Here is a 25,938-nt window from a genome sequence, read left to right on the forward strand (position 1 = left end):
CATCGGCGTTAGCTTGAGAAGGGGACGGTTAGACCTCGGCCTGGCCGCCGGTCTCGATGTCTTCATTCTTTTCCATCCGGGCGGCAACCCGGGTGACGCCAATCTTGATCAGCGTGGCGACGACGCCGCTGATGGCGGTCCAGATGATGACGTCACGAAGGCTTTCTTCGGGGTCCGGGTTGTTGGCGGGCGGCTCGTTGCCGGTGATCTTCTTCCAACCGAGGGTCATGATCTTATTGGCGGCGAAAACTCCACCCAGGGAAGCCACGGTGGAACCGATCTTGATGACGGGATTGCTCATACGAATCTCCTGTAATTGTCGGACGATATTTCGGCCGGTCATGTGCAGCTTCCTCTAGCCTAATCGCAGGCCAATGGCTTTGTCTCAAACGACCGCAGATTCTCCGTCCCTCTCGTGATCCGTTAGGATGGTCCGAGTTCACCACACGACAGGGGAGCCTCAAGCGAGGCTGAGAGTGCGCAAGCAGACCCTCGACCTGATCCGGTTAGCACCGGCGTAGGGAGTCGAGATCTCGGGTGTTCCCGAAAGAGAATTCGGGCAAGGCCTCCCCTCCTGACCGCAATTCCAGGAGGATATACCGTGAACGCATCATCGCCCAAGGCGCCATCCAAAACCTTCCCACGAGGCTCGTGGCGCGTTATCGACATCGTCATTGCCTCGGTTCTCGCCGTGGTGTGCGGCGTCATCTTTTGGATCTGGTCGAACGGCGTCGCCCCGTTGATCGGCACCGTGACGGTCGGATTCCCGCCCTTGTCCGGACTCATCGGAGGGGGATGGCTCATCGCTGGGGTCCTCGGAGGACTCGTCATCCGCAAACCGGGCGCAGCTCTTTACTGCGAAATTCTCGGGGCCCTCGTTGAGGCGCTGTTGGGAACTCATTACAGCTTCGCCGTCCTCATCTCCGGGCTCGTGCAGGGCTTGGGCGCGGAAGTCGTTTTCGCGGCCTTCCGATACCGCCGCTTTGAGCTTCCCATCGCGCTGCTGGCCGGAGCCGTTTCGGGCCTGTTCATGACCGTCAGCGAGATCGCGATGTATTACGCCTTCTGGCAAACACAGTTCAAGATCACCTACGCGATCTTCGGCGTCATCTCGGGTCTGGTCATCGCCGGGTTCCTGGCGTGGGCCCTGACCCGGGCGCTCGTATCGACGGGGGTGCTTTCGTCGGTCGCGGCCGGTCGGGACGCCCGGAGCCGGAGAGCTCGGGCGTGACGGCGGTGGGGGCGACGGTTCAGGCCAGCGACTTTTCTTGGTGGCATGCGGACCGCGAATCTCCCGCCTTCTCGGGGGTGGACCTCCAGATTTCCGAAGGGCAAAAGGTCCTTCTCCTCGGACCCTCTGGTGCGGGAAAATCCACCTTGCTGCACGCGATGGCGGGGGTGCTGGAGGACGACGACGCCTCCAGTGGAACGCTCCTGATCGATGGCGTGGAGCCCCGAGACGCGCGGGGCCGTATCGGCCTCATGCAACAAGACCCGGAATCATCGATCGTCCTCTCCCGGGTTGGAGACGATCTCGCGTTCGGACCCGAAAATCTTGGCGTGGATCCGGAACTGATCGTGCCTCGCTGCCGGAAGGCCCTCGACGCCGTCGGGTTGGACCTCCCGTGGGACCACCCGACCTCCGCGTTATCGGGCGGTCAAAAGCAACGACTCGGCCTCGCCGGAATCTTGGCGATGGAGCCCGCGCTTCTGCTTCTCGATGAGCCCACGGCCAATCTCGATCCAGACGGCGTCCTCGAGGTGCGCGATTCGGTCCTGAAGGCGGTCGAGTCCTACGGTTCGACCCTGATCGTCGTCGAACATCGGGTCGAGGTCTGGGCCGACCACGTGGACCGCATCGTGGTTCTGGACGCAGGTGGCGGAATTCGACATGACGGGCCGCCGCGAAAAGTCGTGGGCGAAGCGCGCGACGAGCTGATTCACGCGGGGGTGTGGGTTCCCGGGTACACGCCGCGCACCCCAGCGCACGACGTCGTCCCCGACCCCGCCGTGCCCCTGCTTCGCGCGGAAGGCCTGGGGGTCTCGAGGCATCCGGCGGACCGTCGGTGGATTCGCGCCCGACGTCGTGCCGTGCTGGGCTCTCCGAATGATCCGGTTCCTGCGCTCCGCGATGTTCCCATAGCCGCCCGAGGAATAGACCTCGAGGTCCGTGCGGGGGAACACCTGGCCATCACCGGGCCGAACGGTGCCGGAAAATCCACGTTGGCTCTGACGCTCGCGGGGCTGTTGGAACCGGCCGAGGGCTGGGTCGGCGCGTGCGACCCGTTACGGGACCTCGACCAGGGGATACCCATCAATTCACGGCGACGGCCCTCGTGGGATCCCGGTCGTTGGTCATCGACGCAGCTCATCGCCCGAATTGGCATGGTCTTCCAAGAACCCGAGCACCAATTCGTGCGATCCACCGTCCGCGACGAACTTCGCCTGGGTGCCGAGCTCACGAGCCATGATCCGGGCGAATCCGCACGCGGAACGGTCGACCCTGAAGAGAGGGCAACCGAACTCCTGGAGCGGTTGGGCCTGGCCCACGTGGCCGACGCCAACCCCTTTACCCTTTCTGGCGGGGAAAAACGTCGTCTTTCCGTGGGCACCGCGTTATCGACCCAGCCGAGAATCCTGATTCTCGACGAGCCGACCTTTGGGCAGGACGCAACCACGTGGGCCAGCCTCGTCGACCTTCTCCGTCAGACCTTGAAGGCCGGAGTCGCCGTGGTTTCGGTGACCCACGACGCCGATTTCGTGGCAGCCCTCGGAGGCCGCGAATTTCGGGTGGGAGCCGCATCCGCCCCCGAGCCCCAGGTCGTCAGGGGAGAGAGGAGTTCGGCATGGACGTCATGAATCCAGCGGTCGCGGCGCATTCCGGCCTGGGCAAGGTCAACCCCGCGATCAAACTCGCTCTCGGTCTCCTGCTGACGGCCTCCTTCCTCGTCAGCGCCGACTGGCTGACCGCGACCATTGGAGGGGCCTCCCTCGTGGCCGTCATGGCCTCGAGCAGAATCAACCCCTGGAACATCGTTGTTCGTTTGTGGCCCGTATTTCTCGCGGCACTCTTCAGCGGTTGGGCGACGGCGATTTTGGCACCGAAAACGGGCCAGCACCTCCTCGAACTGGGCCCCTTGCTGCTCACCTCCGATTCCCTCAACGCTGGCGTTGCGATCGCCTTGCGCGGGGGAGTCCTCGCGATGATCTCGGTGTTATTGCTCTTGACTACCGATGCCCGCGAGATCGGTGATGCTCTGGCTCAGACCTTCAAATTGCCGGCGCGTTTTGTCCTCTCCGCCGTGGCGGCGTTCCGCCTGGTGGGGATCGTGATCGCGGAATGGGAAACCCTAGCGGCAGCCCGGCGAGCGCGAGGACTGGGATCGGACCGCGGCCTGGTCGGGCGGATCACCGGGTTCGGATCCCAAGCCTTCGCCTTGATCGTCCAATCTCTGCGACGGGCGAGCCGCTTGGCCGTCACGATGGAGGCCCGCGGGTTCGGTGCCGGACCGCGGACTTGGGTCAATCGACCGACGTATTCCTGGCGCGACGTCGTCGCCCTGTGCGTGGGCATTGCCATCCCCACAGTCGCCATCGGCACCTCATGGGCCTTGGGCGTGTACCGGTTTTTCCACTGATATGACCCCAGGATGCGCCGTCCTCCCCTCGACATGCTGTAGGAAACCCGACCGGCAAGAGTAGAACTGCCTCTACCTCGCTATCCTCTCCGCTCCACTGTGCGCTCGCTCCGTACGCGGAACAGTAGAGGGTGACATCACCAGCGAGATTCGAGGGAGACCAGATGAGTCAGCAAACTCACGAGCCAACGACGCACGGGCAGGGGGCCGCGAGCGCCATGCCCATTGCCCGGGCCGAAACCGTGAGCAAGATCTACGGGACGAGCGACCAGGCCGTGGCCGCGGTCAAGGACGTCGACCTTGAAGTACATGCCGGCGAATTCGTCGCGGTTATGGGCCCCTCCGGGTCTGGGAAATCAACACTGATGCATCTCATGGCTGGGTTGGAATCTCCGACGAAGGGCCGCGTGTGGGTGGGGGACCAGGAAATTACCCATCTCGATGACGCCGCCCTCACCGAGGTGCGCCGACGCCGCGTGGGGTTCGTGTTCCAGGCCTTCAACCTCATGCCCACCATGGATGTCCGTGAAAACATCCTCTTGCCGTTTGAGTTGGACGGTCGCACCCCCGATGCCATGGAAAAACGGTGGATCGACGAATTGCTCCAGCGGCTCGGACTCTCGGAGAGGTTGAGGCACCGTCCCAGCGAATTGTCTGGAGGTCAGCAGCAACGAGTGGCGATCGCCCGCGCGCTGGCCACCCGTCCCGCTTTGATCCTCGCCGATGAGCCGACGGGCAATCTCGATTCCCGCTCGGCCCTGGAGGTTCTTCAGCTGTTGCGCATGGCCTCCCAAGAGCTCGGACAGTCCATCGTGATGGTCACCCACGACCCCAAAGCAGCCTCGCACGCCAACCGCGTGGTTTACCTCGCGGACGGGCAGATCGTCTATCAGAGCAATGGCCCGTCCCGTGCCGAGGAGATCGCGCAGCGGATGCTCTCCTTGGAGGTGAACTGACGTGAAGGATGCCTTGAGAGAACTCACTCGTCATCCCCAACAGCACATCTCAACATTCCTGGTCGTCATCGTGGGAGCGATGTTCGGTTCCGGACTCATCGGTTCTGTGGGGTTACTCCGGAAGATCCTCGATCCTACCGGAGAAGCAGGCGGAACCCTCTTGGTCATGCTGTTGATGACCACCATGACCTTTTTCGCCATCGCCCTGTTTGTCTCGTCAATCGTGGTGGCCAATACTTTCTCCATCGTTGTCGCGGGTCGCACCCATCAGCTGGCTTTGATGCGGCTGATCGGTGCCAAAGCGTCGGCATTACGACGGGGCATTGCGGCCGAAGGATTGCTCATCGGTGCCCTGGGTTCGGCCGTGGGACTCGTGCTCGGCGGCATCGTGACGTGGCTTCTTGCTCTATGGGCGGAGGCCAAAAATGCAGGTACGGACTTGGAATCCACAGCGTTCAACCCGTGGTGCTTGGCTCCCGCACTGCTTGTGGTGCTGACCAGCTGGGTTGCCGCATGGAACGGCGCCCGTCCGGTGCTGTCGGTCTCGCCGCTGGAAGGCACACGTCGTAGCGTCGAACCTTCGGGGCGCGAACTTCGCCGTCGTAAGCCCATGCTCGGGATGTCGATCGCGCTGGTGGTCTTGGGAGCGTTTTTCCTCGGAGCCGGCATCGTGTCCGCGTCCGAATCGCCCATTTCCATTCTCTCCGCCGTTTTCGGAGGGTTGCTTTCCTTTGCAGGAATAGCGCTGGGGTCCGCCTGGGTCATGCCCCCGTTCTTTGGCCTGTCCGGTCTCCTGGTCGGTCACGGAACGTCAGGTCGGATGGCGGTCGGCAACGCTCGACGTTACCCGCTGCGCTCGGCCCGAATCTCGATGAGTCTGGTCATCGGCATCACCCTGGTAGTGATGTTCGGGACCGTGGGCTCGACCGTGAAATCGGTGATGGGTTCCATGGCTGACAGCGGCGTCTACGACGAAGGTGAGGTCATGTTGATGTCGCAGATGATCGATAACGTCCTCCTGTTCGTCTATGGCATGGTCGCGTTCGCGGTGATCATCGCGGTGATCGGCGTCGCGAATAACATGCGGGCGGCCATTATGCAGCGTCGTGTTGAGTTGGGCATGCTTCGCACGGTCGGACTGTCGATCGGGCAAATGTGGCGCATGATTCTCGGCGAGACCAGCCAACTGACAATCTCGGCGGCCTGCCTCGGCATACCGCTGGGCGTGTTTTACGGCTGGGTCGGAACCTACTGCATGTTCGGTTCGGTTGACGGCGTGCAATTCTTTGGCCCGACTCCGCCGTGGGGAGTATTGATTGCGGTGGTAGCAGGGTGCGCCCTCATCACCGGCGTTGCGACCGCCATTCCGGCCCGGAAGAGGGCACAGGAATCTCCGGTGCGGGCCCTGGCCGCGGTCTAAATCTGGCCTCCCGGCACGGGCATCCGGATGCCCCGACCCCTTGCGGCGGGCATCCGGATGGTCTCGCTTAAGGGAAGCTATCGGCCCGACGGCGCGACGTTGCTCATCGGGTTCTCAAGAATTCGGTGAGCGTCAGCGTCAACTGGTCATCCGTGGCCAAGGCCTGTCCGTTGAGTTGAGTCACCGGGGCGAGCAACCGGACCGAAGAAGCGAGCCAGACGGCGTCGGCCTCCATGAGATCTGCGGGATACAGCGGGCCGAAGCCGACCTCCCAACCTTCATCGCGGGCACCAGCAAAGATCGCTCCCTGCGTGGTGCCGGGAAGGATTCCGTGGTTGGGTTCGGGCGTAGAGATTCGCACTCCCGATTCGGTGCGGTGCGCCACGATCACAGAGCTCGTCGCTCCTTCAAGAATCCGGCGATCGGTACCGATGAAAACGGCCTCTTGGGCACCCAGTGTTCTGACGTAGCGCAGGACTGCCATGTTGATGGCGTATGACAGGGTCTTAGCCCCCGAGAGCAACCACGGCAAGGAGGTGTCTTCAGCCGGGTCATGACCTCGAGGAAGAAGAAGCGCGGTCACCCCGTCGGTGCGTTGCGTGATGGTGGACGCGGGGACAGGGCTCACGATGACCAAACCATACGGTTGCTCGGAGGGAACGCCTCGGCTCACGAGCAATTTGACCGTGTGCTCACGGCCGAGCGACGTCGTGGTTCCTTCGGCTGCCGACTGCAAGGCCAGGTCGAGGGCCGCACGCCACGAATCTTCTCCCGGATTCCAGACCTGGAGGAGCTGTGCCGAGTGGTCGAGGCGAGCGAGGTGCCGCGGCAACTTACGAACGGCTCCATCCACGCACAGCATGGTCTCGAAGACGCCGTCGCCTCGGGTGTAGCCCTCGTCTTCGACGTCGATGATCGGTTGCGACGCGTCGAGGAGCCGACCCTGAGGTGAGTGTGCATCAATGCGAACAACGGTGGGTGTCATGGCTCTCATTAAACTCCTCATTCGGTCCGCCATGGCAAATTTTTCTCCTGAGGGCGGCTCAAACAACGGTCAGGAGTCGAAGAGCTTGGCCTCTTGGTCCGCCCAGAGCGCCCAATATGGCCGGTAGAGGTCGCCGTCGCGACGAAGCGCGCGAAACCGGCGCACGGGAGTCTCCACGTGTAACCACAGACCGAAATGGCCGCTCACCTCGGGGTGCCCCGGGGCTGAGGCTCCCACTCCTTCGGCGATGAGGAAAGGCACGCTCGCTGAGACCGTGCGTTGGGCTTCTTCAGCCTGGCCGCGGGTCCAGTCCCAGGCGTTCCAGGCGGCGTCGTGGCCGGTGAGGAGTTGATTCAGCATGGCGGCATAGTGGTCCACGCCTGCGGCCAGGCCTTCCCAGCCCGGGTACAGATCTTCCAAGTGGAATAGCTCCGATTTCGGCGAGACGTCGGCGCGGGCGCGGTCTAAAAGCCGCTCGGCAAGCCGTGATTTTCCGGAGCCGGAGCGGCCGTCGATGGTCACGATGAACGGACCCGGGCCCGTAAATGCCTCGTACTCGCGCCGGATGGCTTTCCAAATGGCGGACTCATCCTCGGACGTGATGGTGTAGGACGGCACCACCCATAGGGGCCGATGCCGCCGGCGGAGGCTCATGCGCCGTCGGAATGATCGCTCGCGGAGCGCGCCCGCGGATCACCTGAGGCCTCTTCGATCACGCCATCCACGGCGTCGCGGATCATGGCGAAGGTGGCCTCGAAATCCGATGCGTCGCCGTACCAGGGGTCGTAAATTCCCAAGTCTTCGTGTGCTTGGTCGCTGACGGCCGGATCGAATTCCCGAAGCAAATGAATCTTGCTGGCCTGTTCCTCGTCCGACGCCATGCGGCGCAGGGCCTTTTCGTGCGGAAGGTCGAGGGCCAACACGAGGTCGCAATCCGCCAGGTCTCGGCGCGTGACCTGGCGAGCCGAATGATCCTGCGTATCGATGCCCAAGCGCGCGAGAACTTTCCGCGCTCGCGGATCGATGGGATTGCCCTGTTCTTCGTCGCTCACCCCGGCCGAATCGACCACCACGCCGTCCAGACCCGATTCTTCGGCGGCCCGACGGAGGAGGTACTCCGCCATGGGGGAACGGCAAATATTGCCGGTGCAAACAGTCACGATGCGATACATGAACACCACCCTACCCGCGGCTGGTGGCTGAACGAGGGCGGAGCGAAGCCAATGTTCAGAGGTGGCCACCGGTACGCATAATAAAGTTGAGTCTAGTTAGCTCAACTCTCTTGACAGGAGTCGGATGTGTGGCAGACTTGAGTCAGGACAACTCAAGAAGTGAGACCTCCGGGTGCTCAAAGTGGGGCGACTCGCACATGATCATTTCGTGCGGATCCTCCCCGGACCCGGTTTCGGATTAAGAAAAGGAGAAAACCATATGTCACGTGCACTAGGCATTGACCTCGGAACGACCAACTCCTGTGTAGCAGCCCTCGAAGGCGGCGAGCCCGTGGTCATCGCGAACGCCGAGGGCGCTCGCACCACCCCGTCTGTTGTTGCCTTCGGCAAGGACGGCGAAACTCTGGTCGGCGACATCGCCAAGCGCCAGGCCGTCACCAACGTGGATCGCACCATTGCTTCCGTGAAGCGCCACATGGGCACCACCTGGACCGAAAACATTGACGAGAAGAAGTACTCCGCTCAGGAGATTTCGGCTCGTATTCTCCAGAAGCTCAAGGCAGATGCCGAGGCCTTCCTGAACGACACCGTTTCGGATGCCGTGATCACGGTTCCGGCGTACTTCAATGACGCCGAGCGTCAGGCGACCAAGGAAGCCGGCGAGATCGCTGGTTTGAACGTTCTGCGCATCGTCAACGAGCCCACCGCCGCGGCCCTCGCTTACGGCCTGGACAAGGGCAATGAAGACGAGCTCATCCTGGTCTACGACTTGGGTGGCGGCACCTTCGACGTCTCCCTGCTGGAAGTGGGCAAGGATGACGACGGCTTCTCGACCATTCAGGTTCGCGCGACTGCCGGTGACAACCGCCTCGGTGGCGACGACTGGGATCAGCGCATCGTGGATTGGCTGCTCGAGCAGGTCAAGTCGAAGACCGGCGCAGACCTCTCCAACGACAAGATCGCTCTGCAGCGCTTGAAGGAAGCCGCCGAGCAGGCCAAGAAGGAGCTCTCCTCGGCCAGCTCGACCAACATCTCGTTGCAGTACCTGTCGGTCACCGCCGATGGCCCGATCCACCTGGACGAGAAGCTCTCCCGCGCGAAGTTCCAGGACATGACCCAGGACCTGCTGGACCGCACGAAGAAGCCGTTCCACGACGTGATCGACGAAGCCAACGTCAAGGTTTCCGACATCGCTCACGTGGTGCTGGTCGGCGGTTCGACCCGTATGCCCGCCGTTGTGGACCTCGTGAAGGACCTCTCGGGCAAGGAGCCCAACAAGGGCGTCAACCCGGATGAGGTTGTTGCCGACGGCGCCGCCCTCCAGGCCGGCGTGTTGAAGGGCGACCGCAAGGACGTTCTGCTCATCGACGTCACCCCGCTTTCCCTCGGCATCGAGACCAAGGGCGGCGTGATGACCAAGCTCATTGAGCGCAACACCGCGATCCCGACCCGTCGTTCGGAGACCTTCACGACCGCAGAGGACAACCAGCCCTCCGTGTCGATCCAGGTCTTCCAGGGCGAACGTGAGTTCACCCGGGACAACAAGTCGCTCGGAACCTTCGAGCTCACCGGTATCGCCCCGGCTCCCCGCGGCATGCCGCAGGTCGAGGTGACCTTCGACATCGACGCCAACGGCATCGTGCACGTGTCCGCTAAGGACAAGGGCACCGGTACCGAGCAGTCGATGACGATTACCGGCGGCACCTCGCTGTCGAAGGAAGACATCGATCGCATGGTCAAGGACGCTGAGGCGAACGCCGAGGCCGACAAGAAGCGCCGTGAGGCCCAGGACACCCGCAACAACGCGGAGACCCAGGCTTACCAGATCGAGAAGTTGCTCAAGGACAACGAGGACAAGCTCCCCGAGGACATCAAGTCCGAGGTCCAGGGCGACATCGACGAGGTCAAGAAGGCGCTGGAAGGCGAAGACGACGACGCCGTCAAGTCTGCGTTCGAGAAGTTGCAGGCTTCCCAGACCAAGCTCGGTGAGGCGATCTACTCACAGGCCCAGGAAGGTGCCGCTTCGGAGGGCTCCTCCGAGAGCGATTCCGCGTCGGCCGATGAGGACGTCGTCGACGCCGAGGTCATCGACGATGAGGATGAGAAGAAGAAGTAATGACTGAGCCGAATGACACCACTAACCCTGAGGGAAACGACCCGCTCGAGGATGCCTTCAACGCTCCTGACGCGGAGGGAGCTCCCGCGGCGGAAGACGCCGAGGGTGTAGGTGCCGAGGCCGGCGAACCAGAAGGATCCGCGGCGGACGACGCCGCGGATCCCGCCGAGGCGGAGCCCATCGCGGACCCCACCACTGAGGCCGAGCAGCTCGCCAACGAACGTCTCGAGGACCTACGCCGTCTGCAGGCCGAGTTCATGAACTTTAAGAACCGGTCGCAGAAGGAACGCGAGCAGCTTCGCGAATTCGTCGTCGCCGACGTCGTGGGTGCCCTGTTGCCCGTGATCGACGACATCGACGCCGCGCGGAACGCTGGCGACCTCAACGAGGGACCGTTTGCTTCCATCGCGACCAAGTTCGAGGAAGCCCTGAATAAGCAGGGGCTCGAGCGATACGGTCAGGTGGGCGAAGAATTCGATCCCAAGGTTCACGAGGCCGTCCTCCAGCAACCGACGAGCGAGGTCCAGCCGGACCACATCGCGATGGTGCTGCGGAGCGGCTACAAGGTTAAGGACCGCGTCTTGCGGGCCGCGCAGGTCGCGGTGGCCGTCGCAGAGGGCTAATCCCCCAGAGACGGAAGCGTCCTCGCGAGTGAGCTCTCGCGAATCGTCGACGCCGAGGCCATGAACTTTCGCCGCAACGGCGGAGGTTCGGCCTCGGCGTCGTTCGCATCTATTACCTTCACAAGAACAGGACATCACGACGAAACGCTTTGAAAGGAGGCGTCAATGGCCAGCGAGAATTGGCTAGAAAAAGACTTCTACAAGGTTCTGGGCGTCTCCAAAGACGCTAGCGACGCCGATATCAAGAAGGCTTATCGCAAACTGGCGCGCAAATATCACCCCGATCAAAATCCCGGTGATGCCGCTGCCGAAAAGAAGTTCAAAGAAATATCCGAGGCGCATACCGTGCTATCGGATCCTGAGGAACGGAAACAATACGACGCCATTCGCGCGATGGGTTCCGGCGCGCGATTCAGCGCGGGAGCCGGCGGTCCGGGCGGTGCCGGTGGTCAGCCCGGAGCGGGCGGCTTCGAGGATTTGTTCGGCGACATGTTCGGCGGCGGGCGGTCCCGTGGCTCGTATGGCGGAAATCCCTTCGGCGGTGCCGGTGGGCCCCGCGTTCAGTACGGAGGCGGCGGAGACCCCTTTGCCGACCTCTTCGGGGGCGGCGGCTTCAGTTCCGGAGGGCAGAATCCCTTTGGTGCCCAGCAGCCACCTCGAAACCCCGACGTCGAAGCCTCCATTACGGTGGACTTCCATCAGTCCCTCGAGGGAGCTAAGGTCAAGGTCAATCGGCCGGACGGGCGAAGCACGACCATTCGATTGCCGGAAGGCGTTCGGGATGGCCAAAAAGTTCGCCTTCGCGGCAAAGGCAACGTTGGGCCGGGCGGAAAATCGGACCTCATCGTGACGGTCCATGTGCGCCCGCACCCGTTCTTTGAGCGCGATGGCGACAACTTGACCGTGCGCGTCCCCGTGACATTCGAGGAGGCGGCTTTGGGAACAATCCTCTCGGTCCCGACGACCGACGGTTCGAACGTGCGATTGCGGCTCAAGCCGGGCCAAGAGGCAGGCACTCGAATGCGGGTGCGCGGTCGCGGCGTGAAAACCACAAAACATTCGGGGGATCTGTACGTCATCCCGGAGATCCAGGTGCCGGAGAATCTGTCCCCGGAGGCCGAGGAAGCCCTGAAGAAATTCACAGAGCTTTCTGGCCAGAGCGACCCGCGGGCCGACCTCGCGGAGCAAGCAAAGGTGGGATAGTCCATGCAGTTCAGTGACGTGAATCAGCCACTCTTCGTGATTTCCGTGGCCGCGGAGCTTGCGGAAATGCACCCGCAAACCCTGCGGCAGTACGACCGTCTCGGCTTGGTCACACCGTCACGACTGCCTGGTCGCGCACGCCGGTACTCCCAGCGGGATGTCGAGCGGCTACGTCAGATTCAGGATCTTTCCCAACAGGGCGTATCCCTGGAAGGCATCAAGAGAATTCTGCAACTCGAAAACCAGGTTGACGCCTTGCAATCGCGGGTCCGTGAGCTCACTCAAGAGCTTCAGGACACCCAAGATAAGCTGGCGGAATCCAGCCGGGTATTCGCGGCGACTATAGGGGGCGACGTCGTTCGGTTGGGGCGCGGACAACGCCCCGTATCGCAGCCGAAGACGAAGGCCCTGGTCATGCGGAAGCCGCCCTGGCCTATGCCTTAGATACTCGGAGGCTACTGCTCCGAGTCTGAGTTGTTGGACTCAATGCGACGGTAGGCGAGGTCGTGCGCGCGGCGCCCGGCCTCGCCTGCTTTGCGTTCGAAGCTCGTGAGGGTGCGTCCTTCCCACCGGGGCGCCCATCCTCCCTGCGGGTCTTCCTCGGTGGCGCCTTCACCGGGATAGAGGTTTTCGAAGTCTGGCGCGGCTTCCATGACATCACGCATCACGAGGGCGTATTCTTCCCAGTCGGTCGCGAGGCGCCACACGCCGCCGGGCTTCAGAACCCGGGCGACCTTTTCCGCGAAGGCGGGGGAGACGAGGCGGCGCTTGTGATGCCGTGATTTGTGCCAGGGGTCGGGGAAGAAGACCCAGATCTCGTCGACGGACCCGGGTTGGAGCAAATGGTCCAGAACTTCCGGGGCGTTGGCCTGGATGCATCGGATGTTGGTGACCTCGGCCTGGCTCATCTTGAGCAACAGGTCGGCGAGGCCGGGCTTGTAGACCTCAACCGCAAGGTAATCGAATTCAGGGTGTTCCGAGGCAGCGTGGACGATCGCCTCGCCCAAACCGGAGCCGATTTCCACCACGAGCGGGGCTTCGCGTCCGTAGATCTTGCGGTGATCGAAGTCCGCGCCCTCGGCCACCGACGTATCGGTGACCTCCCGGGGGACTTCGAGCACGTGGGTCGGGGCGTACGTGTCCCACGCCTTTTGTCGTCGGGCGGTCAGCCGGTCGCCGCGTCGAACAAAGGAATAGGGCTGGCGATGAAATTTAGCGGGAACGTCGCTCACGGGACAGGCACTCCGGGGCATATTGCGGTTACGAAGGGAAAGGCGGACTCACCGCCAGAACGCCGCCCGAGCGCCATGCGTGATGAATCACGCGGGGTGCGCGGGCGGCGTCGTGGGGAGAAGAGAACTACTTCTTCTTGGACTTCTTCTTGCCCTTGGTCTGCACCAGAAGAGCCAGGGCGATCGCTGCGAGCCAGGAATCCTTGGCAATCGCGGTGCCGTCCTGCGTGGGGCGGATGCCATCTTCCTGGGTGAACTCCTCCGTCTTGAAGTACATGGTCAGCATGCCACCGGAGAAGGCGCCGAGCGCGAGGCCAGCCAGACGGGTCGGAATAAAGGGAGCGACAAGAGCGCCACCGACGGCCAGCTCCGAGTAGGCCAAAGCCTTGCCGAAAGTTGCGGCGTCGAGGTCCTTGACGGCCGGGAATGCCTTGCCCGCCATGGACTGGAGGTAACCCGCGGTCTGCTCGTCAAGGTTCAGCTTGCCGAGCCCCGAGTTAATGATGAAGGCGCCGGGGATGGCGCGAAGAGCTGCATTGGAGAGTGAAAAGGCCATGGTCGTTTCCTTTCGTGAGGTTTCTGGTTCGGGCCACCGAGCACGTGTGCCGGTCACCCACCCGGTGACAACCCTATACCGTGCCGTGGCCTTGTCGTTAGGTCGAGGACGCCCCGGAGTGGGGAGGCGCGTCAGGCGTCCGGGTTGGCGAAAAGCCCACGGAGCTTGGCGAGCGTCAATTCCTCGTGATCCCAGTGGACGGTTCCTTCTCGGGGACCGACGGGTTGCATCCCGGGGACCACGACCGTTTTCATGCCCGCGGCCATCGCACTGGCGACGCCGGAGGGGGAGTCCTCGACGGCGACGCACTGCACCGGATCCACCTCGAGTTTCTGAGCCGCCAGGAGGTAAGGCTGGGGGTCCGGCTTCGGGGAGGTGACGTTTTCGTTTCCTATAACGGCTCTGAACAAGCCCTCCGGACCTCGAGAAGCGGTCATGGTCGCGATTTCGGCGGTCGCATTGGTCACAATGGCTGCGGGGATCCCCGCCTCGGCCACTTCATGGAGGAGTGCGGAGATGCCCGGGAGGAAGGGGATTTCCGTGCGAGAGATGACGTCCCGGGCGTCGCTCGTCAAACGTTCCATGAGCTCGTCGTAGGAGAGATCAATGCCGAGCGCGTGGAGTCGGTCAATGGTTTCCGACATGGGGCGACCCAGGCAGAGGAGGGTGTCTTCTTCGGTCCACGTCTTGCCAAATTCTTCGGCCAATTCGGTCTTGGCTTGAGCCCATAAGGGTTCGGTGTCCACCAGAGTGCCGTCGTGGTCGAAGAAAATTGCCGCGGGAAGATGTGAAGTCATGGATATAGCCTACTGGTCTCTGGGAAGACCACTGGGCGGGTGAGGGCCGTTCCGTCGTTGCCTAAACTGGAAGGGTGAAAGCAGACAGCGACGTGCACACCATCGATTCCTCGGATTCCCCTCGACCCCTCGTGGACGGTCGTCGTTCCTCGGCCTGGTTGCGTATATCGACGTGGTTGGGCATTCCGATGAGCGTGCTCGGTGCCGCCTGGATCACGGCGGGGCGTGCGCTCTTTGGGGCCGGCGGCTCGCTCATGGTGACCTTTTTGGTGAGCGTCGGTCCGCTGTTTCTGGTCGTCATGCTCGTTGCGACGTGGCGCATTCGCCGGGATGCGTCGCGGTATGAGGCGCGGGCGACGTCGGGGACCGTGGCAAGCCTCCAAGTGATCACCTGGGTTCTCGCCGCGATCTTTGGGTTCCTCATTCCCGACCGGCTCGATGGCCGAACCGTTTCCGCACTCTCGCAAACCTTTGGTGCCGACCTCGTGGGCCTTTCCGCCGGCTTCGGGAACACCTTCGGCATTCTGACCTTCGTGGCGGCCTTCGCGACGCTGATCGTCGCCTTCGCGCAGGACCGTTTCAGCGCCAACAAGTCCAACGGACGACCCGCAACGGAGGATGAACTCCTCGATTCCCTCAACTACAACGACGGCGAGTACTGACGCGACCGCCAGCGGCTGTGGCCATCGAAGGCCGGCATGGCAGCTCAAAACCTGTGGAAAACTTTTCGGAAACCTCTATACGTGAGAACTTGAGCGTAGTAGACTCAAGTTAGCTGAACAAAGACGTAGCAACTGAACCACTACTAACGATGAGGAGCCCACCTTGGATACTCAATTCACCACCAAGAGCCAAGAGGCTCTGAACGCCGCGACCATGAATGCTCAAACGGCGGGAAACCCGCAGATTGAGCCGGCCCACATTCTTAAGGCCCTTCTGGATCAACGAGAAGGCGTGGCCGTCGCCGTGCTCAAAGCCCTCGGCATTTCCCTGGATCCGCTGTCCACTCAGGTCAGCGAGATCATTCATAACCTCCCGTCGTCCTCCGGAAACTCCGTGGCGCAGGCGCAATTCTCGAGGCAATCGCTCCGGGTCGTTCAGAACGCCCAGCAGGCGGCGTCGTCACTCGGCGATAGTTTCATCTCCACCGAAGTCCTGCTGTGGGGTCTCGCGCAGGTCGACGGCGACCCCGCGGCCGCAGCGTTGAGCGACGTTGGCGCCACCCCCGAGGCCATCGAAAAGACCATTCCGTCGGTTCGCGGAGACCAAAAGGTCACCTCCGCCGATCCGGAGGGAACCTTCAAGTCCCTGGAGAAATACGGTACGGACCTGACTGCCGTCGCGCGCTCGGGCAAACTCGACCCCGTGATCGGTCGGGATTCCGAGATTCGCCGGGTGGTGCAAGTGCTCTCCCGGCGAACCAAGAACAACCCGGTTCTCATTGGCGAACCCGGCGTCGGCAAGACCTCCGTGGTAGAGGGCCTCGCCCAGCGCATGGTGTCCGGCGACGTGCCCGAGTCATTGAAGGGTAAGACCCTCATCTCCCTGGACCTCGGTTCGATGATTGCCGGTGCTAAGTATCGTGGCGAGTTCGAGGAGCGTCTCAAGGCGGTCCTGGACGAGATCAAGAAGTCCGAGGGGCAGATCGTGACCTTCATCGATGAGCTGCACACCCTGGTCGGTGCCGGAGCGTCGGAAGGCTCGATGGACGCCGGAAACATGCTCAAGCCGATGCTGGCCCGTGGGGAGCTGCGGCTCATTGGCGCTACCACGTTGGACGAATATCGCGAGAACATCGAAAAAGACGCCGCGTTGGAGCGCCGTTTCCAGCAGGTCTATGTGGGGGAGCCCAGCGTCGAAGACACCGTCGGAATTCTCCGTGGGTTGAAGGAACGCTACGAGGCCCACCACAAGGTACAAATCGCCGACTCCGCGCTTGTTGCCGCCGCGACGTTGTCGAATCGGTACATCACGGGACGTCAGCTTCCGGATAAAGCGATCGACCTCGTGGACGAAGCCGCGTCGCGTTTGCGCATGGAGATCGACTCCGCGCCCGAGGAAATCGACCAGCTCCGTCGCCAGGTTGATCGGATGACCATGGAAGAGCTGGCGCTGGCCAGCGAATCTGACCCGGCGTCGATCGAGCGTTTGGAAGCTCTTCGGGCCGACCTCGCGGACAAACAGGAAGAGCTCACCGCGTTGAACGCCCGTTGGGAGGCGGAGAAAGCCGGCCTGAACAAGGTGGGCGACATCAAGTCGCAGATCGACGAGATGCGCTCCAAGGCGGAGGTGGCGCAGCGAGAAGGAAATCTCGCCGAGGCTTCGCGCCTGTTGTACGGAGAGATCCCGGCCAAGCAAAAGGAGCTCGACGCCGCACAGGCCGAGGAAGACCAGCAGGCGAACCGGGACAAGGAAACCATGGTCTCGGAAGAGGTCACCGCGGACGACATCGCCGAGGTCATCTCCAACTGGACCGGAATTCCGGCGGGCCGGATGCTGCAAGGCGAGTCGGAAAAACTGCTGAACATGGAGGCGGAGCTGGGGAAACGGCTCATCGGTCAGTCCTCCGCCGTGGGCGCCGTGGCCGACGCGGTCCGTCGTTCTCGTGCGGGTGTCGCCGATCCGGATCGACCCATCGGCTCCTTCTTGTTCCTCGGGCCAACCGGCGTCGGAAAAACGGAGTTGGCCAAATCCCTCGCCGAGTTCCAATTCGACGACGAGCACGCTCTGGTGCGTATCGACATGAGCGAATACGCCGAAAAGCACTCGGTGTCTCGCCTGGTGGGAGCCCCTCCCGGGTATGTCGGTTACGAGGAGGGCGGCCAGCTGACCGAGGCGGTGCGGCGTCGTCCGTATTCCGTGGTGTTGCTGGACGAGGTTGAGAAAGCGCACCCGGAGGTCTTCGACATTCTCCTGCAGGTTCTGGACGACGGCCGTCTCACCGATGGGCAGGGGCGCACCGTTGATTTCCGCAACGTTATCCTGATCCTGACCTCGAACCTGGGCAGCCAGTTCCTCGTGGACCAGAACCTGGATGAGGACGCCAAGAATGAGGCGGTCATGAACGTGGTCAATGCCTCGTTCAAGCCGGAATTCCTCAACCGGTTGGACGAGATCATCATGTTTGACCCCCTGACCGGCGCGGACTTGGCGCAGATCGTGCGTCTGCAGGTGGATGCCTTGGCGCACCGCCTGGGAGACCGGCGCCTGTTCCTGGACGTCAGCCAGGCCGCCACCGAGTGGCTCGGCATGACGGGCTACGACCCGGCCTACGGGGCCCGCCCCCTGCGTCGTCTGGTGCAACGTCAGATCGGTGACCGTTTGGCCAAGGGCATCCTGTCCGGAGAGATCCACGACGGGGACGTCGTCCACGTGGACGTCAGCCCCGACATCGCTGACGACGGCCTCGTCGTGACGGCGGAACGGCCGGGTAGTAACGCCGGGGAGCGATGAATCAGGTGAGGGGTTAGACCCGGTCGTGGAACGACGGAGGGGCACCGAAAAGAGTGTCCCTCCGTTTCGCTGTCAGGGACGGGCCCCGGCTGATGCGAAGGGCGGTATGGTGATCCCGTGATGACAGGTTCCCTGGGTGATGACCCGCCGTGGAGCAATGCCCACCGAGCCGCATTGCGTTCTATCGCGCGCGTCGTCGAAGAGACGACCACCGCGACCCCGCCCGAAGAAGCCCTACCGCGCGTTGCCGACATGCTTCGACGAGGCCCAGCTCTGGTGATGACCGGGGCTGGGGTTTCAACGGATTCGGGAATTCCCGACTATCGAGGGCCCGGCGGATCGTTGCGGCGCCATCGTCCCATGACGTATCAGGAATTCCGCCACGACCCGGAGGCTTCTCACCGGTACTGGGCGCGTTCATTTGTGGGCTGGAGGCTCATGAACCGAGCGATGCCCAACCGTGTGCACTATGCGATCGCCGAACTCGAACACGCGGGGTACGTGAGCGGCGTCGTGACACAAAACGTGGATGGGCTTCATGCCCAGGCGGGAACGCGGCGACTCGTCGCCCTCCACGGAGATCTCGACCGAGTGGTCTGCCTCAGGTGCGGCGCGGTGGAGGAGCGCCACAGCCTGGACGCTCGGTTGCGCGCCGCGAATCCGGGATATCTGGAATCCATCGAATTGGACCCAAGCTTGGTGAACCCCGACGGCGACGTCGAATTGACCGGCGAATGGGTTAACCGATTCCAGATGGTCGGGTGTTTGGTGTGCGACTCTAGGCTCGTGAAACCAGACGTGGTGTATTTCGGAGAGCCCGTGCCCGCAGAGCGCAAGAGGCACGCGCGCTCGCTGTTGGCGGAGAGCACATCGTTGCTGGTCGTCGGCTCGTCTTTGGCCGTCATGAGCGGCCTGCGGTTGGCCCTTGACGCGATGCGCCGTGATCAGCCCGTGGCGATCATTAACGGCGGTCCGGGGAGGGCCGATACCCGTGCCGACGTCGTGTGGCGAACGCCTGTGGCCCGCGCCTTTGACGGCTTGTTGGACGAATTGGACCTTTGATCGGGCACTCCGCGGGCGGAAGAGAACGCCCGTGTCACGTACGTTCCTCGGTGGGCATACTACCGATAAACCATGTACCCTTAACACACGGAAGATTAACGGACATTCCGGTGGTGCGTCGTGTGCACGTTGCGGCGCCGCCGGTGCGAGCGATAAGAGGGGGTCACGCCATGGGGCGCGGCCGTCAAAAGGCTAAGGCAACGAGGCAGGCGCGGGAGATCAAGTACTTCAGCCCGCAAACCGATTACTCGGCACTCGAACGCGAACTCAGTTCGGCCAAGGAGCGCCGCGCCCAGCGCGGTGAGACTCAGCCGAGCGAAGATCGAGGTTCCGAGCGCTTCGAGGAATACGATATGGAACTTGGCGAGGACCGATAGCGTCTAGGGCGCTCGTCCTTACCGAAAACGCCGCCGCGCGCGTCAACCGCCCATTGGGCTGGTTGACGCGCGCGGCGGCGTTAATGTTGTGTCTGGGGTTCCCGGGATCTACGCGTAGGATCCGATGAGGCGCACCGCGCCACCGTCAACGCCCTTGGCGCCCTGAACGTAGTCCACGCTCGGGGCCTCCGGGGGATTGGCCTCGGAAATCTCACCCAGGGTCCATGAGCTGACACCCCGGTCGTTCAGGTGTCGGACGGCGGCGTCGGCAACCGAAGGATCGACGATGGCCACCATCCCGACGCCAAGGTTCAACGTCCGCTCCATATCGGGCTGGGGGACCTTGCCCAACTCCGCAACCACGCGGAAGATCGCAGGAATCTCCCACGTCGAACGGTCGATGCGGGCCTCGAGACCTCGCGGCAAGACCCGGGCCAGATTCGCGGCCAGACCGCCGCCCGTGACGTGAGAGAACCCACGAACCCCGTGACCCAGCTGCCCGTCGTCGCCGTTGACGGGGAAGGTCCGAGCCAAATCCAGCACGTCCGCTGCGTAGACTCGGGTGGGTTCCAAGAGCTCCTCGCCGAGCGTCCTGCCGAACTCTGAGACCTCGCGGTCCAGCGACCAACCGGCCACGTTGATGACCTTTCGCACCAGGGAGTATCCGTTGGAGTGGATCCCGGAGGAAGCCATGCCGATCACGACGTCGCCCGCCCTGACGCGGTCCGGGCCCAAGAGTTCGTCGGCCTCGACAATTCCGGTCGCCGCGCCCGCGACGTCGTATTCGCTGTCACCGAGGAGCCCCGGATGCTCGGCGGTTTCGCCACCGACCAGCGCCGTGTCCGCGACGGAACAAGCCGAAGCGATGCCGCGCACAATATCCGCGATGCGCTCGGGAACGACCTTCCCGCACGCGATGTAGTCGGTCATGAATAGAGGCTTGGCTCCGACGACCACGATGTCGTCGACGACCATCCCCACCAGGTCATACCCAATCGTGTCGTGGATATCCAGGGCCTGAGCAATGGCGACCTTGGTTCCGACGCCGTCGGTCGACGTGGCCAAGTACGGCTTCGTGTATTGGGCCAAAGCGGACACGTCAAAGAGACCCGCAAACCCGCCGACACCGCCCACGACGCCTTGCCCATGTGTGGCTTTCACGGCGTCTTTCATGAGTTCGACGGCCCGGTCGCCGGCGTCGACGTCGACACCTGCGCTCGCGTAGGTTAGTCCGGAAGTGGTCGGGTGGGTTTGAGCCATCGCTGGTCCTTCAGGGTCGGTGATCGTGTAACGGTCGAAGAGGTTATTGGTCGGTGTCAGTTCGGTCCTCGGGGAGAACCAGGGATTCGAGATCGGAATCCGGGCCCGGATCGCATGACGACCCACGAACCATCTGGCGTTCTGCGGTGCGGGTCATGCCGGACGTGGACGTGGACCCGTCCGTACTCGACGTTCCAGGCCGACGGTCGACGGGCCGTTTGGCGGAACGGGACGAACGGTGGGCGTCGAAGAGGTTTTTTCCGAGGCGGTCCGCGTCGGGCAACTCGATGGGGTAGTTACCGGTGAAACAGGCCGTGCACAGTTTCTCTCGAGGTTGCTGCGTGGCGGCGATCATGCCGTCTTCGGAAATGTAGCCCAGGGAATCGGCGCCCATGGATGCGCCAATTTCCTCGACGGTCATCCCGTTGGCAATGAGCTCGGCCCTCGATGCGAAGTCGATGCCATAGAAACAGGGCCATTTGACCGGGGGGGACGAAATGCGAACGTGGACTTCGGCGGCACCCGCCTCGCGAAGCATACGCACCAGGGCCCGCTGGGTGTTGCCGCGAACGATGGAATCGTCGACCACGACCAGTCGTTTACCTTCCACCACGGTGCGCAAGGGATTGAGCTTGAGTTTGATGCCCATCTGGCGCATCGTTTGGGTCGGCTGGATGAAGGTGCGGCCCACATAGGCGTTCTTGACCAGGCCATTTCCGTAGGGGATGCCGGATTCCTCCGCATAGCCGATGGCCGCGGGGACGCCAGATTCCGGTGTCGGCATGACGAGATCCGCCTCGACCCGATGCTCTCGGGCCAGCTGACGACCCATCTCGACGCGGGATTCGTAGACGGCACGTCCATTGATGACGGCGTCCGGCCTGGAGAGATACACGTGCTCGAACACGCAGCCGGCCGGTGTGGCCTCGGCGAATCGACGGCTCCGGAGTCCGTCTTCGTCGATGGCGATGAATTCGCCGGGTTCGACGTCGCGGACGAATGTGGCACCGACGATATCGAGAGCGGCCGTCTCGGAGGCGACGACCCATCCTCGTTCCAACCGGCCCAGGACGAGCGGCCTGACTCCGTACGCATCCCGCGCCGCGTACAGGGTGGTTTCATCCATGAACGTGAGGCAGAAAGCGCCCTTCAGCGTCGGAAGCAGCTCGATCGCGGCTTCCTCCAAGGAATCGTGGGGGTGCTCGGCCAGGAGCGAGGTCACCAGCGCGGTATCCGTGGTGTTGCCTTGGGCAACCTCGCCCGCCGACGGGAAACCCGACTTGTCGATCAGCCGGTCGTAGAGATCCGCCGAGTTCGTCAGGTTGCCATTGTGAGCCAACGAGACGGTGCCATGCGGTGTCGACCCGAGCGTCGGCTGCGCATTGGCCCACGTGGTTGCGCCCGTGGTGGCGTATCGGCAATGGCCAATAGCCATATGCCCGCGAAGGGTTCCGAGGATGGTTTCGTCGAAGACTTGGGAAACCAACCCTAGATCTTTATATACGGAGATCCGTTCGCCGTTGCTCGTGGCGATGCCGGCCGATTCTTGCCCTCGGTGCTGCAACGCATAGAGGCCGAAATAGGAGAGGGTTGCGACATCTTCTCCGGGGGCCCAAACGCCGAACACCCCGCACTCATCCTGGGGAGCCTTCTCGCCGGGGTGGATATCATGCGACAGTTTTCCGTCGGGTCGAATCACGAGGAGCTTCTTCCTGAAATGGGCCGTGTGATCGTGTGATGGTGTTGCGGATACCGCGAACAGGGTTCAGTGTATCCGGGCCGGAGGGTTCGGACCGAGGAGTTACTCCCGGCCATCATCATCCAGGCGTACGGCGCGGAATCGTTGAGCCTTCTTCCGGGAACGACGGTCCGCGATGAGTCCGATGACGGCACCCAGCACCGCACCCGCGGTCCCGAAAATCACGGCCATCATGCCGAAGATGGCTCCGGCCGTGTACATCTGATCCGGCGGCCCCAATACTGTGGAAACGGCCGCGACGATCAGGCCAAGAATCAAGCCTGTGACAAGAAATGCGATGACCGACGGGGCCCGCCGGACGAGGATCTCGCGCTCTTCTGGGCCGCGGGAGGGCGCATCGTCCCTGGAACTGTCACGGGACGCACTGGAACCGGTGGGTGCGGAGGGTGATTCGGTCATTGATTCAGGGTACCTTTTTCCGCGTCACGCTTCATCGAGACGCGGGTCGCAAAAAGGGGGAGTAACGCCGAGATATCGCTTCGGTTCCCGGACGCGTCAATGGAACCTTGGGTTCGAGCCTCCGTCCAGGTCAGGCGGCCCGTCACGAGTCCGAGCCAGGTGGCGGCGGAGGTCTCGACGACGCTGGGCGGGGTCCCTCGCGTGTGACGCGGCCCCTCAATCGCTTGGGTGACTCCATAAGGGGGAACGCGTACCTCCACCGAATTACCCGGTGCCCGATGCGCCAGTTCCTCGAGGGAGTAGCGCACGGCGGTGGCACGGGTCTTCCGGTCGGTGGCCTCTGGATCCTTCTCCCAAGAGCGGATCGCGGCGAGGCCTACGTCGTCGGAAATTTTGCGGCGGGCCATGGAGCTACTCGAGGCCTTCCGAAGCGTCCGCAACGCCAGGATCGTCTTCCACGGTGGCTTCTGGGTTGAAGGCACCGCCGAGCCGGATCTCGCCCACCCTCACGTCCGCGCCGTTGATGGGCGGAGTCGTACGTGAGATCAAATCGTCCGCGATCTGCGGATCCACATAGCCTTCCTGAGCCAACAGGGAGAGCGCGACCATCGTGATCGCCCGGGGAGAACCATCTAAGGCCTTGACCGCGACGCCGGCTCCCTCGCGAGTACCGATCGCGAGGATGCCTTCGGCACCGAACTTCGCGACAACGTCCAGTTCCTCCATCACGAGTGTGTTGGGGCGGCCGTGGTTTTGAACCATTTCGGGATAATCGTTCATGGCGGTGGCCATGGTTGCCATCCTCGCATCGGCCGAAATGTTGCGGATGCCCGCACCCAACGTGGAATAGGCCTTGGCGAGTCCGTTGAGGCTCATCGTGGGGACGGGAGCCCCGCAACCGTCCACGCCGACGTGTTGGACGCGCTCACCCGTGGCCTCTTCCACGATCTCCAGGACCAGGCGCTGGAGCGGATGGTCCGGCTCAAGATAGGTCTCGGTATCCCAATCGTTGTGGGCGCAGGCCCAGAGAAACGCGGCGTGTTTTCCAGAGCAGTTGAAGGCAATGCGCTGACGACCCTTCTCGTGCGAGACGAGATACGCGCGCGCTGCGTCGTCCTTGGGATAGGCCGCTGGGCACTGCAGATGCCCCGGGGTGAGACCGGCAGCCTGAAGCATGCCCGCAACGACCTTCATGTGCTCGAAGGACCCTTCGTGCGAACCGGCGGCAATCGCTACTTGAGCACCCCGCAAAGGGGCGCCAGCCTTGAGCGACGCAATCGCCTGGAAGGGTTTCAGAGCGGATCGCGGGTAGATGGCGGCGGCCGAATCCCCCAGCGAGCGCACCAGCTCACCCTCGGGAGACACGACGGCGGCCGCACCAAGATGGCGTGATTCTACGAATCCGCTCCGTTCGACGACGGCCAGCTCGGCCGCCCTGTCTGCGCTGAAAGTCTCCATGGGCACATTCTTCCACGTCGAGGCCCTGTGGCCACCGCGTCACGGGACGTCGTAGTTGAGTGGTTGGCAAAGCACATTCCGCTTTACAGCATGGTGTGCCTCACAAGGAGGTAATAACTTAGGAGGGGAGGAGCGGGCCGATGGCTCGAGATCGTGACCTTTTCGTTATTGTTGCTCTATGAAGGTTTTGGTCCTTGGCCCCGGTGGGCGAGAGCACGCGATCATCACTGCGCTTCTGCGCGATCCCGCCGTGACGGAGGTGCACTCGGCGCCGGGTAACGCGGGCATCTCTGCCATCGTCCCCACGCACTCGATCGACGCGAACAGTCCCGAAGAAGCGACGGCGCTCGCCGAGAGGCTCGAGGCAGATCTCGTGGTCATTGGACCCGAGGCACCGTTGGTGGCCGGCGTGGCCGATGCCCTGCGAGAAGCGGGCTTCCCGGTGTTTGGCCCGGACGCGGCCGCAGCCCAGCTGGAGGGGTCCAAGGCATTCGCCAAGGAGATCATGGCCGAGGCCGATGTCCCCACCGCGATGTCGCGTGTGGCGCACGATGCCGCGACGGTCGAGGAAGCCCTGGACGACTTTGGCGCCCCTTATGTCGTCAAGGACGACGGCCTGGCCGCGGGCAAAGGCGTGGTGGTTACGGAACGTCGGGACGAGGCCCTTGAACACGCCATGGCCTGCATCTCCGCCGGGTCCAGCGTGGTCATCGAGGAGTACCTGGACGGCCCCGAGGTCTCGCTCTTCGTGATCTGCGACGGACAGCGCACGGTTCCTTTGAGCCCGGCGCAAGACTTCAAGCGCATCTTCGACCGCGATGAAGGGCCCAATACCGGCGGAATGGGGGCCTACACTCCCTTACCGTGGCTGCCGGAGAATTTTACCGACGAGGTCATTCGCCGCGTGGCGCAACCCACCGTGGACGTTATGGCGCAGCGAGGCACGCCATTCGTTGGCGTGCTGTATTGCGGGCTCGCGGTGACCCGCCGTGGACTTCGGGTGATTGAATTCAACGCCCGTTTCGGTGATCCCGAGACCCAGGCGGTCCTGGCCCGTCTCAAGACGCCGTTGGGCCAGTTGCTGCTCGCGGCCGCCAACGGGGACCTCGGCGGGCGCGAGGCTCTGCAATGGGACCTCCGCACCGCCGTCGACGTGGTCATGGCTGCGGAACACTATCCCGATGCGCCGCGTAAAGGTGACGCGATCCACGGCCTCGACGACGCAGAGGCTCTCGACGATGTCTCTGTGCTTCACGCGGGAACCCGTATCGACACGGACACCTCCGGGAACCCATCCATCGTGACTCATGGCGGTCGCGTCTTGGCGGTCGTTGCCCTCGGCGACGATCTTTCCGAGGCCCGGTCCAAGGCATACGCCGGGGTCCACAAAATTACGTGGGAAGGCGCCCAATATCGCACTGATATTGCGGAATTGGCCGCCGCAGGCGACGTCGTCGTCCCCACCACCTAAA

Annotated in this window: 26 protein-coding genes and 1 riboswitch; of the genes, 14 read left to right on the top strand and 12 right to left on the bottom strand. The window is 63.1% G+C overall.

The window, feature by feature from the left end; genetic code table 11:
* Positions 1-28: 28 nt before the first annotated feature.
* Positions 29-301: a DUF4235 domain-containing protein gene (locus tag D8M21_RS00550; protein ID WP_048684078.1), complete on the bottom strand. Its 273-nt coding sequence runs from the start codon at positions 299-301 to the stop codon at positions 29-31.
* A 140-nt stretch (positions 302-441) separates the two neighbouring features.
* A riboswitch (TPP riboswitch) is annotated at positions 442-541 on the top strand.
* 60 nt (positions 542-601) lie between these two features.
* Here D8M21_RS00550 and D8M21_RS00555 point away from each other — a divergent pair.
* From D8M21_RS00555 to D8M21_RS00575, 5 genes are all read left to right on the top strand, one after another.
* Positions 602-1,231 carry an ECF transporter S component gene (locus D8M21_RS00555; RefSeq protein ID WP_048683783.1) on the top strand — a complete coding sequence of 210 codons (630 nt, stop codon included), beginning with the start codon at positions 602-604 and terminating at the stop codon, positions 1,229-1,231.
* Positions 1,228-2,859: an ABC transporter ATP-binding protein gene (locus D8M21_RS00560; RefSeq protein WP_048683780.1), complete on the top strand. Its 1,632-nt coding sequence runs from the start codon at positions 1,228-1,230 to the stop codon at positions 2,857-2,859. Before D8M21_RS00555 ends, D8M21_RS00560 begins: the two co-directional genes overlap by 4 nt.
* Positions 2,847-3,638, top strand: coding sequence for an energy-coupling factor transporter transmembrane component T family protein (locus D8M21_RS00565; protein WP_126855561.1), 792 nt, complete (start codon positions 2,847-2,849; stop codon positions 3,636-3,638). The genes D8M21_RS00560 and D8M21_RS00565 overlap by 13 nt, the downstream gene beginning before the upstream one ends.
* Before the next feature lie 218 nt (positions 3,639-3,856).
* Positions 3,857-4,594 (top strand): ABC transporter ATP-binding protein, encoded by a 738-nt coding sequence (locus D8M21_RS00570; RefSeq protein WP_048684071.1) that lies wholly within the window; start codon positions 3,857-3,859, stop codon positions 4,592-4,594.
* A 1-nt stretch (position 4,595) separates the two neighbouring features.
* On the top strand, positions 4,596-6,014 hold the full coding sequence (locus D8M21_RS00575) for an FtsX-like permease family protein (RefSeq protein WP_048683779.1): 1,419 nt from the start codon (positions 4,596-4,598) through the stop codon (positions 6,012-6,014).
* Between the two features lie 103 nt (positions 6,015-6,117).
* On the opposite strand, the gene D8M21_RS00580 is transcribed toward D8M21_RS00575, so the two are convergent.
* The 3 genes from D8M21_RS00580 to D8M21_RS00590 all read right to left on the bottom strand — a co-directional run bounded on the left by D8M21_RS00580 (position 6,118) and on the right by D8M21_RS00590 (position 8,240).
* A complete protein-coding gene (locus D8M21_RS00580; protein WP_048683778.1) occupies positions 6,118-6,999 on the bottom strand; it encodes an aminotransferase class IV in 882 nt (293 codons plus the stop codon).
* Positions 7,000-7,068: 69 nt separating this feature from the next.
* Positions 7,069-7,653 (bottom strand): hypothetical protein, encoded by a 585-nt coding sequence (locus D8M21_RS00585; RefSeq protein WP_126855563.1) that lies wholly within the window; start codon positions 7,651-7,653, stop codon positions 7,069-7,071.
* Positions 7,650-8,240: a low molecular weight protein-tyrosine-phosphatase gene (locus tag D8M21_RS00590; RefSeq protein WP_342342965.1), complete on the bottom strand. Its 591-nt coding sequence runs from the start codon at positions 8,238-8,240 to the stop codon at positions 7,650-7,652. The genes D8M21_RS00585 and D8M21_RS00590 overlap by 4 nt, the downstream gene beginning before the upstream one ends.
* A gap of 190 nt (positions 8,241-8,430) precedes the next feature.
* Between D8M21_RS00590 and dnaK the strand changes: the two genes are divergently transcribed.
* The 4 genes from dnaK (at position 8,431) to D8M21_RS00610 (ending at position 12,557) form a co-directional block, all read left to right on the top strand.
* On the top strand, positions 8,431-10,287 hold the full coding sequence (gene dnaK, locus D8M21_RS00595; RefSeq protein WP_126855564.1) for a molecular chaperone DnaK: 1,857 nt from the start codon (positions 8,431-8,433) through the stop codon (positions 10,285-10,287).
* Positions 10,287-10,910: a nucleotide exchange factor GrpE gene (locus D8M21_RS00600; RefSeq protein WP_048683768.1), complete on the top strand. Its 624-nt coding sequence runs from the start codon at positions 10,287-10,289 to the stop codon at positions 10,908-10,910. Before dnaK ends, D8M21_RS00600 begins: the two co-directional genes overlap by 1 nt.
* A gap of 165 nt (positions 10,911-11,075) precedes the next feature.
* Complete coding sequence (locus D8M21_RS00605) at positions 11,076-12,113, top strand: DnaJ C-terminal domain-containing protein (protein ID WP_048683766.1); 1,038 nt, start codon at positions 11,076-11,078, stop codon at positions 12,111-12,113.
* A gap of 3 nt (positions 12,114-12,116) precedes the next feature.
* On the top strand, positions 12,117-12,557 hold the full coding sequence (locus tag D8M21_RS00610) for a heat shock protein transcriptional repressor HspR (protein ID WP_048683765.1): 441 nt from the start codon (positions 12,117-12,119) through the stop codon (positions 12,555-12,557).
* Positions 12,558-12,568: 11 nt separating this feature from the next.
* Here D8M21_RS00610 and trmB read toward each other — a convergent pair whose 3' ends face one another.
* The 3 genes from trmB to D8M21_RS00625 form a co-directional block, all read right to left on the bottom strand.
* A complete protein-coding gene (gene trmB, locus D8M21_RS00615) occupies positions 12,569-13,366 on the bottom strand; it encodes a tRNA (guanosine(46)-N7)-methyltransferase TrmB (protein ID WP_048683761.1) in 798 nt (265 codons plus the stop codon).
* 106 nt (positions 13,367-13,472) lie between these two features.
* Positions 13,473-13,901 carry a hypothetical protein gene (locus D8M21_RS00620; protein WP_048683758.1) on the bottom strand — a complete coding sequence of 143 codons (429 nt, stop codon included), beginning with the start codon at positions 13,899-13,901 and terminating at the stop codon, positions 13,473-13,475.
* Positions 13,902-14,032: 131 nt separating this feature from the next.
* Positions 14,033-14,698, bottom strand: a complete 666-nt coding sequence (locus tag D8M21_RS00625; protein ID WP_321174132.1) for an HAD family hydrolase — start codon at positions 14,696-14,698, stop codon at positions 14,033-14,035.
* 74 nt (positions 14,699-14,772) lie between these two features.
* Here D8M21_RS00625 and D8M21_RS00630 point away from each other — a divergent pair, with 74 nt between their 5' ends.
* The 4 genes from D8M21_RS00630 to D8M21_RS00645 all read left to right on the top strand — a co-directional run bounded on the left by D8M21_RS00630 (position 14,773) and on the right by D8M21_RS00645 (position 19,590).
* Positions 14,773-15,360 (top strand): hypothetical protein, encoded by a 588-nt coding sequence (locus D8M21_RS00630; protein ID WP_048683754.1) that lies wholly within the window; start codon positions 14,773-14,775, stop codon positions 15,358-15,360.
* A gap of 163 nt (positions 15,361-15,523) precedes the next feature.
* On the top strand, positions 15,524-18,151 hold the full coding sequence (gene clpB, locus D8M21_RS00635; protein ID WP_048683751.1) for an ATP-dependent chaperone ClpB: 2,628 nt from the start codon (positions 15,524-15,526) through the stop codon (positions 18,149-18,151).
* Between the two features lie 120 nt (positions 18,152-18,271).
* Positions 18,272-19,213: a Sir2 family NAD-dependent protein deacetylase gene (locus tag D8M21_RS00640; RefSeq protein WP_048683749.1), complete on the top strand. Its 942-nt coding sequence runs from the start codon at positions 18,272-18,274 to the stop codon at positions 19,211-19,213.
* A gap of 170 nt (positions 19,214-19,383) precedes the next feature.
* Entirely contained in the window at positions 19,384-19,590 is a 207-nt protein-coding gene (locus D8M21_RS00645) for a DUF3073 domain-containing protein (RefSeq protein ID WP_048683747.1), read from the top strand.
* Positions 19,591-19,698: 108 nt separating this feature from the next.
* On the opposite strand, the gene purM is transcribed toward D8M21_RS00645, so the two are convergent.
* The 5 genes from purM to D8M21_RS00670 form a co-directional block, all read right to left on the bottom strand.
* Positions 19,699-20,850 carry a phosphoribosylformylglycinamidine cyclo-ligase gene (gene purM / locus D8M21_RS00650; protein WP_048683744.1) on the bottom strand — a complete coding sequence of 384 codons (1,152 nt, stop codon included), beginning with the start codon at positions 20,848-20,850 and terminating at the stop codon, positions 19,699-19,701.
* Between the two features lie 43 nt (positions 20,851-20,893).
* The gene (purF, locus tag D8M21_RS00655) at positions 20,894-22,549 is read right to left on the bottom strand and encodes an amidophosphoribosyltransferase (protein ID WP_048683743.1); all 1,656 of its coding nucleotides are present in this window, start codon (positions 22,547-22,549) and stop codon (positions 20,894-20,896) included.
* Positions 22,550-22,651: 102 nt separating this feature from the next.
* Positions 22,652-23,008 (bottom strand): hypothetical protein, encoded by a 357-nt coding sequence (locus tag D8M21_RS00660; protein WP_053090044.1) that lies wholly within the window; start codon positions 23,006-23,008, stop codon positions 22,652-22,654.
* Entirely contained in the window at positions 23,005-23,415 is a 411-nt protein-coding gene (locus D8M21_RS00665; protein WP_048683740.1) for a sterol carrier family protein, read from the bottom strand. The genes D8M21_RS00660 and D8M21_RS00665 overlap by 4 nt, the downstream gene beginning before the upstream one ends.
* Positions 23,416-23,419: 4 nt before the next feature.
* Positions 23,420-24,466 (bottom strand): asparaginase, encoded by a 1,047-nt coding sequence (locus D8M21_RS00670; RefSeq protein ID WP_048683734.1) that lies wholly within the window; start codon positions 24,464-24,466, stop codon positions 23,420-23,422.
* Positions 24,467-24,644: 178 nt separating this feature from the next.
* On the opposite strand from D8M21_RS00670, the gene purD reads away from it, so the two are divergent.
* Entirely contained in the window at positions 24,645-25,937 is a 1,293-nt protein-coding gene (gene purD, locus D8M21_RS00675; protein ID WP_048683732.1) for a phosphoribosylamine--glycine ligase, read from the top strand.
* Position 25,938: the final 1 nt, after the last annotated feature.

The sequence above is a fragment of the Kocuria sp. HSID16901 genome (assembly GCF_003989425.1).
GTDB classification, from domain to species: Bacteria; Actinomycetota; Actinomycetes; order Actinomycetales; family Micrococcaceae; genus Rothia; species Rothia massiliensis.

Bases quoted from the DNA above. Each gene is read 5' to 3' on its own strand.
- purM (WP_048683744.1), bottom strand. From the start codon at position 20,850: ATGGCTCAAACCCACCCGACCACTTCCGGACTAACCTACGCGAGCGCA.
- dnaK (WP_126855564.1), top strand. From the start codon at position 8,431: ATGTCACGTGCACTAGGCATTGACCTCGGAACGACCAACTCCTGTGTA.
- D8M21_RS00660 (WP_053090044.1), bottom strand. From the start codon at position 23,008: ATGACCGAATCACCCTCCGCACCCACCGGTTCCAGTGCGTCCCGTGAC.
- D8M21_RS00665 (WP_048683740.1), bottom strand. From the start codon at position 23,415: ATGGCCCGCCGCAAAATTTCCGACGACGTAGGCCTCGCCGCGATCCGC.
- D8M21_RS00645 (WP_048683747.1), top strand. From the start codon at position 19,384: ATGGGGCGCGGCCGTCAAAAGGCTAAGGCAACGAGGCAGGCGCGGGAG.
- trmB (WP_048683761.1), bottom strand. From the start codon at position 13,366: ATGCCCCGGAGTGCCTGTCCCGTGAGCGACGTTCCCGCTAAATTTCAT.
- D8M21_RS00600 (WP_048683768.1), top strand. From the start codon at position 10,287: ATGACTGAGCCGAATGACACCACTAACCCTGAGGGAAACGACCCGCTC.
- D8M21_RS00605 (WP_048683766.1), top strand. From the start codon at position 11,076: ATGGCCAGCGAGAATTGGCTAGAAAAAGACTTCTACAAGGTTCTGGGC.
- D8M21_RS00565 (WP_126855561.1), top strand. From the start codon at position 2,847: ATGGACGTCATGAATCCAGCGGTCGCGGCGCATTCCGGCCTGGGCAAG.
- D8M21_RS00585 (WP_126855563.1), bottom strand. From the start codon at position 7,653: ATGAGCCTCCGCCGGCGGCATCGGCCCCTATGGGTGGTGCCGTCCTAC.
- D8M21_RS00620 (WP_048683758.1), bottom strand. From the start codon at position 13,901: ATGGCCTTTTCACTCTCCAATGCAGCTCTTCGCGCCATCCCCGGCGCC.
- D8M21_RS00640 (WP_048683749.1), top strand. From the start codon at position 18,272: ATGACAGGTTCCCTGGGTGATGACCCGCCGTGGAGCAATGCCCACCGA.
- D8M21_RS00625 (WP_321174132.1), bottom strand. From the start codon at position 14,698: ATGACTTCACATCTTCCCGCGGCAATTTTCTTCGACCACGACGGCACT.
- D8M21_RS00580 (WP_048683778.1), bottom strand. From the start codon at position 6,999: ATGACACCCACCGTTGTTCGCATTGATGCACACTCACCTCAGGGTCGG.
- D8M21_RS00550 (WP_048684078.1), bottom strand. From the start codon at position 301: ATGAGCAATCCCGTCATCAAGATCGGTTCCACCGTGGCTTCCCTGGGT.
- D8M21_RS00610 (WP_048683765.1), top strand. From the start codon at position 12,117: ATGCAGTTCAGTGACGTGAATCAGCCACTCTTCGTGATTTCCGTGGCC.
- D8M21_RS00570 (WP_048684071.1), top strand. From the start codon at position 3,857: ATGCCCATTGCCCGGGCCGAAACCGTGAGCAAGATCTACGGGACGAGC.
- D8M21_RS00670 (WP_048683734.1), bottom strand. From the start codon at position 24,466: ATGGAGACTTTCAGCGCAGACAGGGCGGCCGAGCTGGCCGTCGTCGAA.
- purD (WP_048683732.1), top strand. From the start codon at position 24,645: ATGAAGGTTTTGGTCCTTGGCCCCGGTGGGCGAGAGCACGCGATCATC.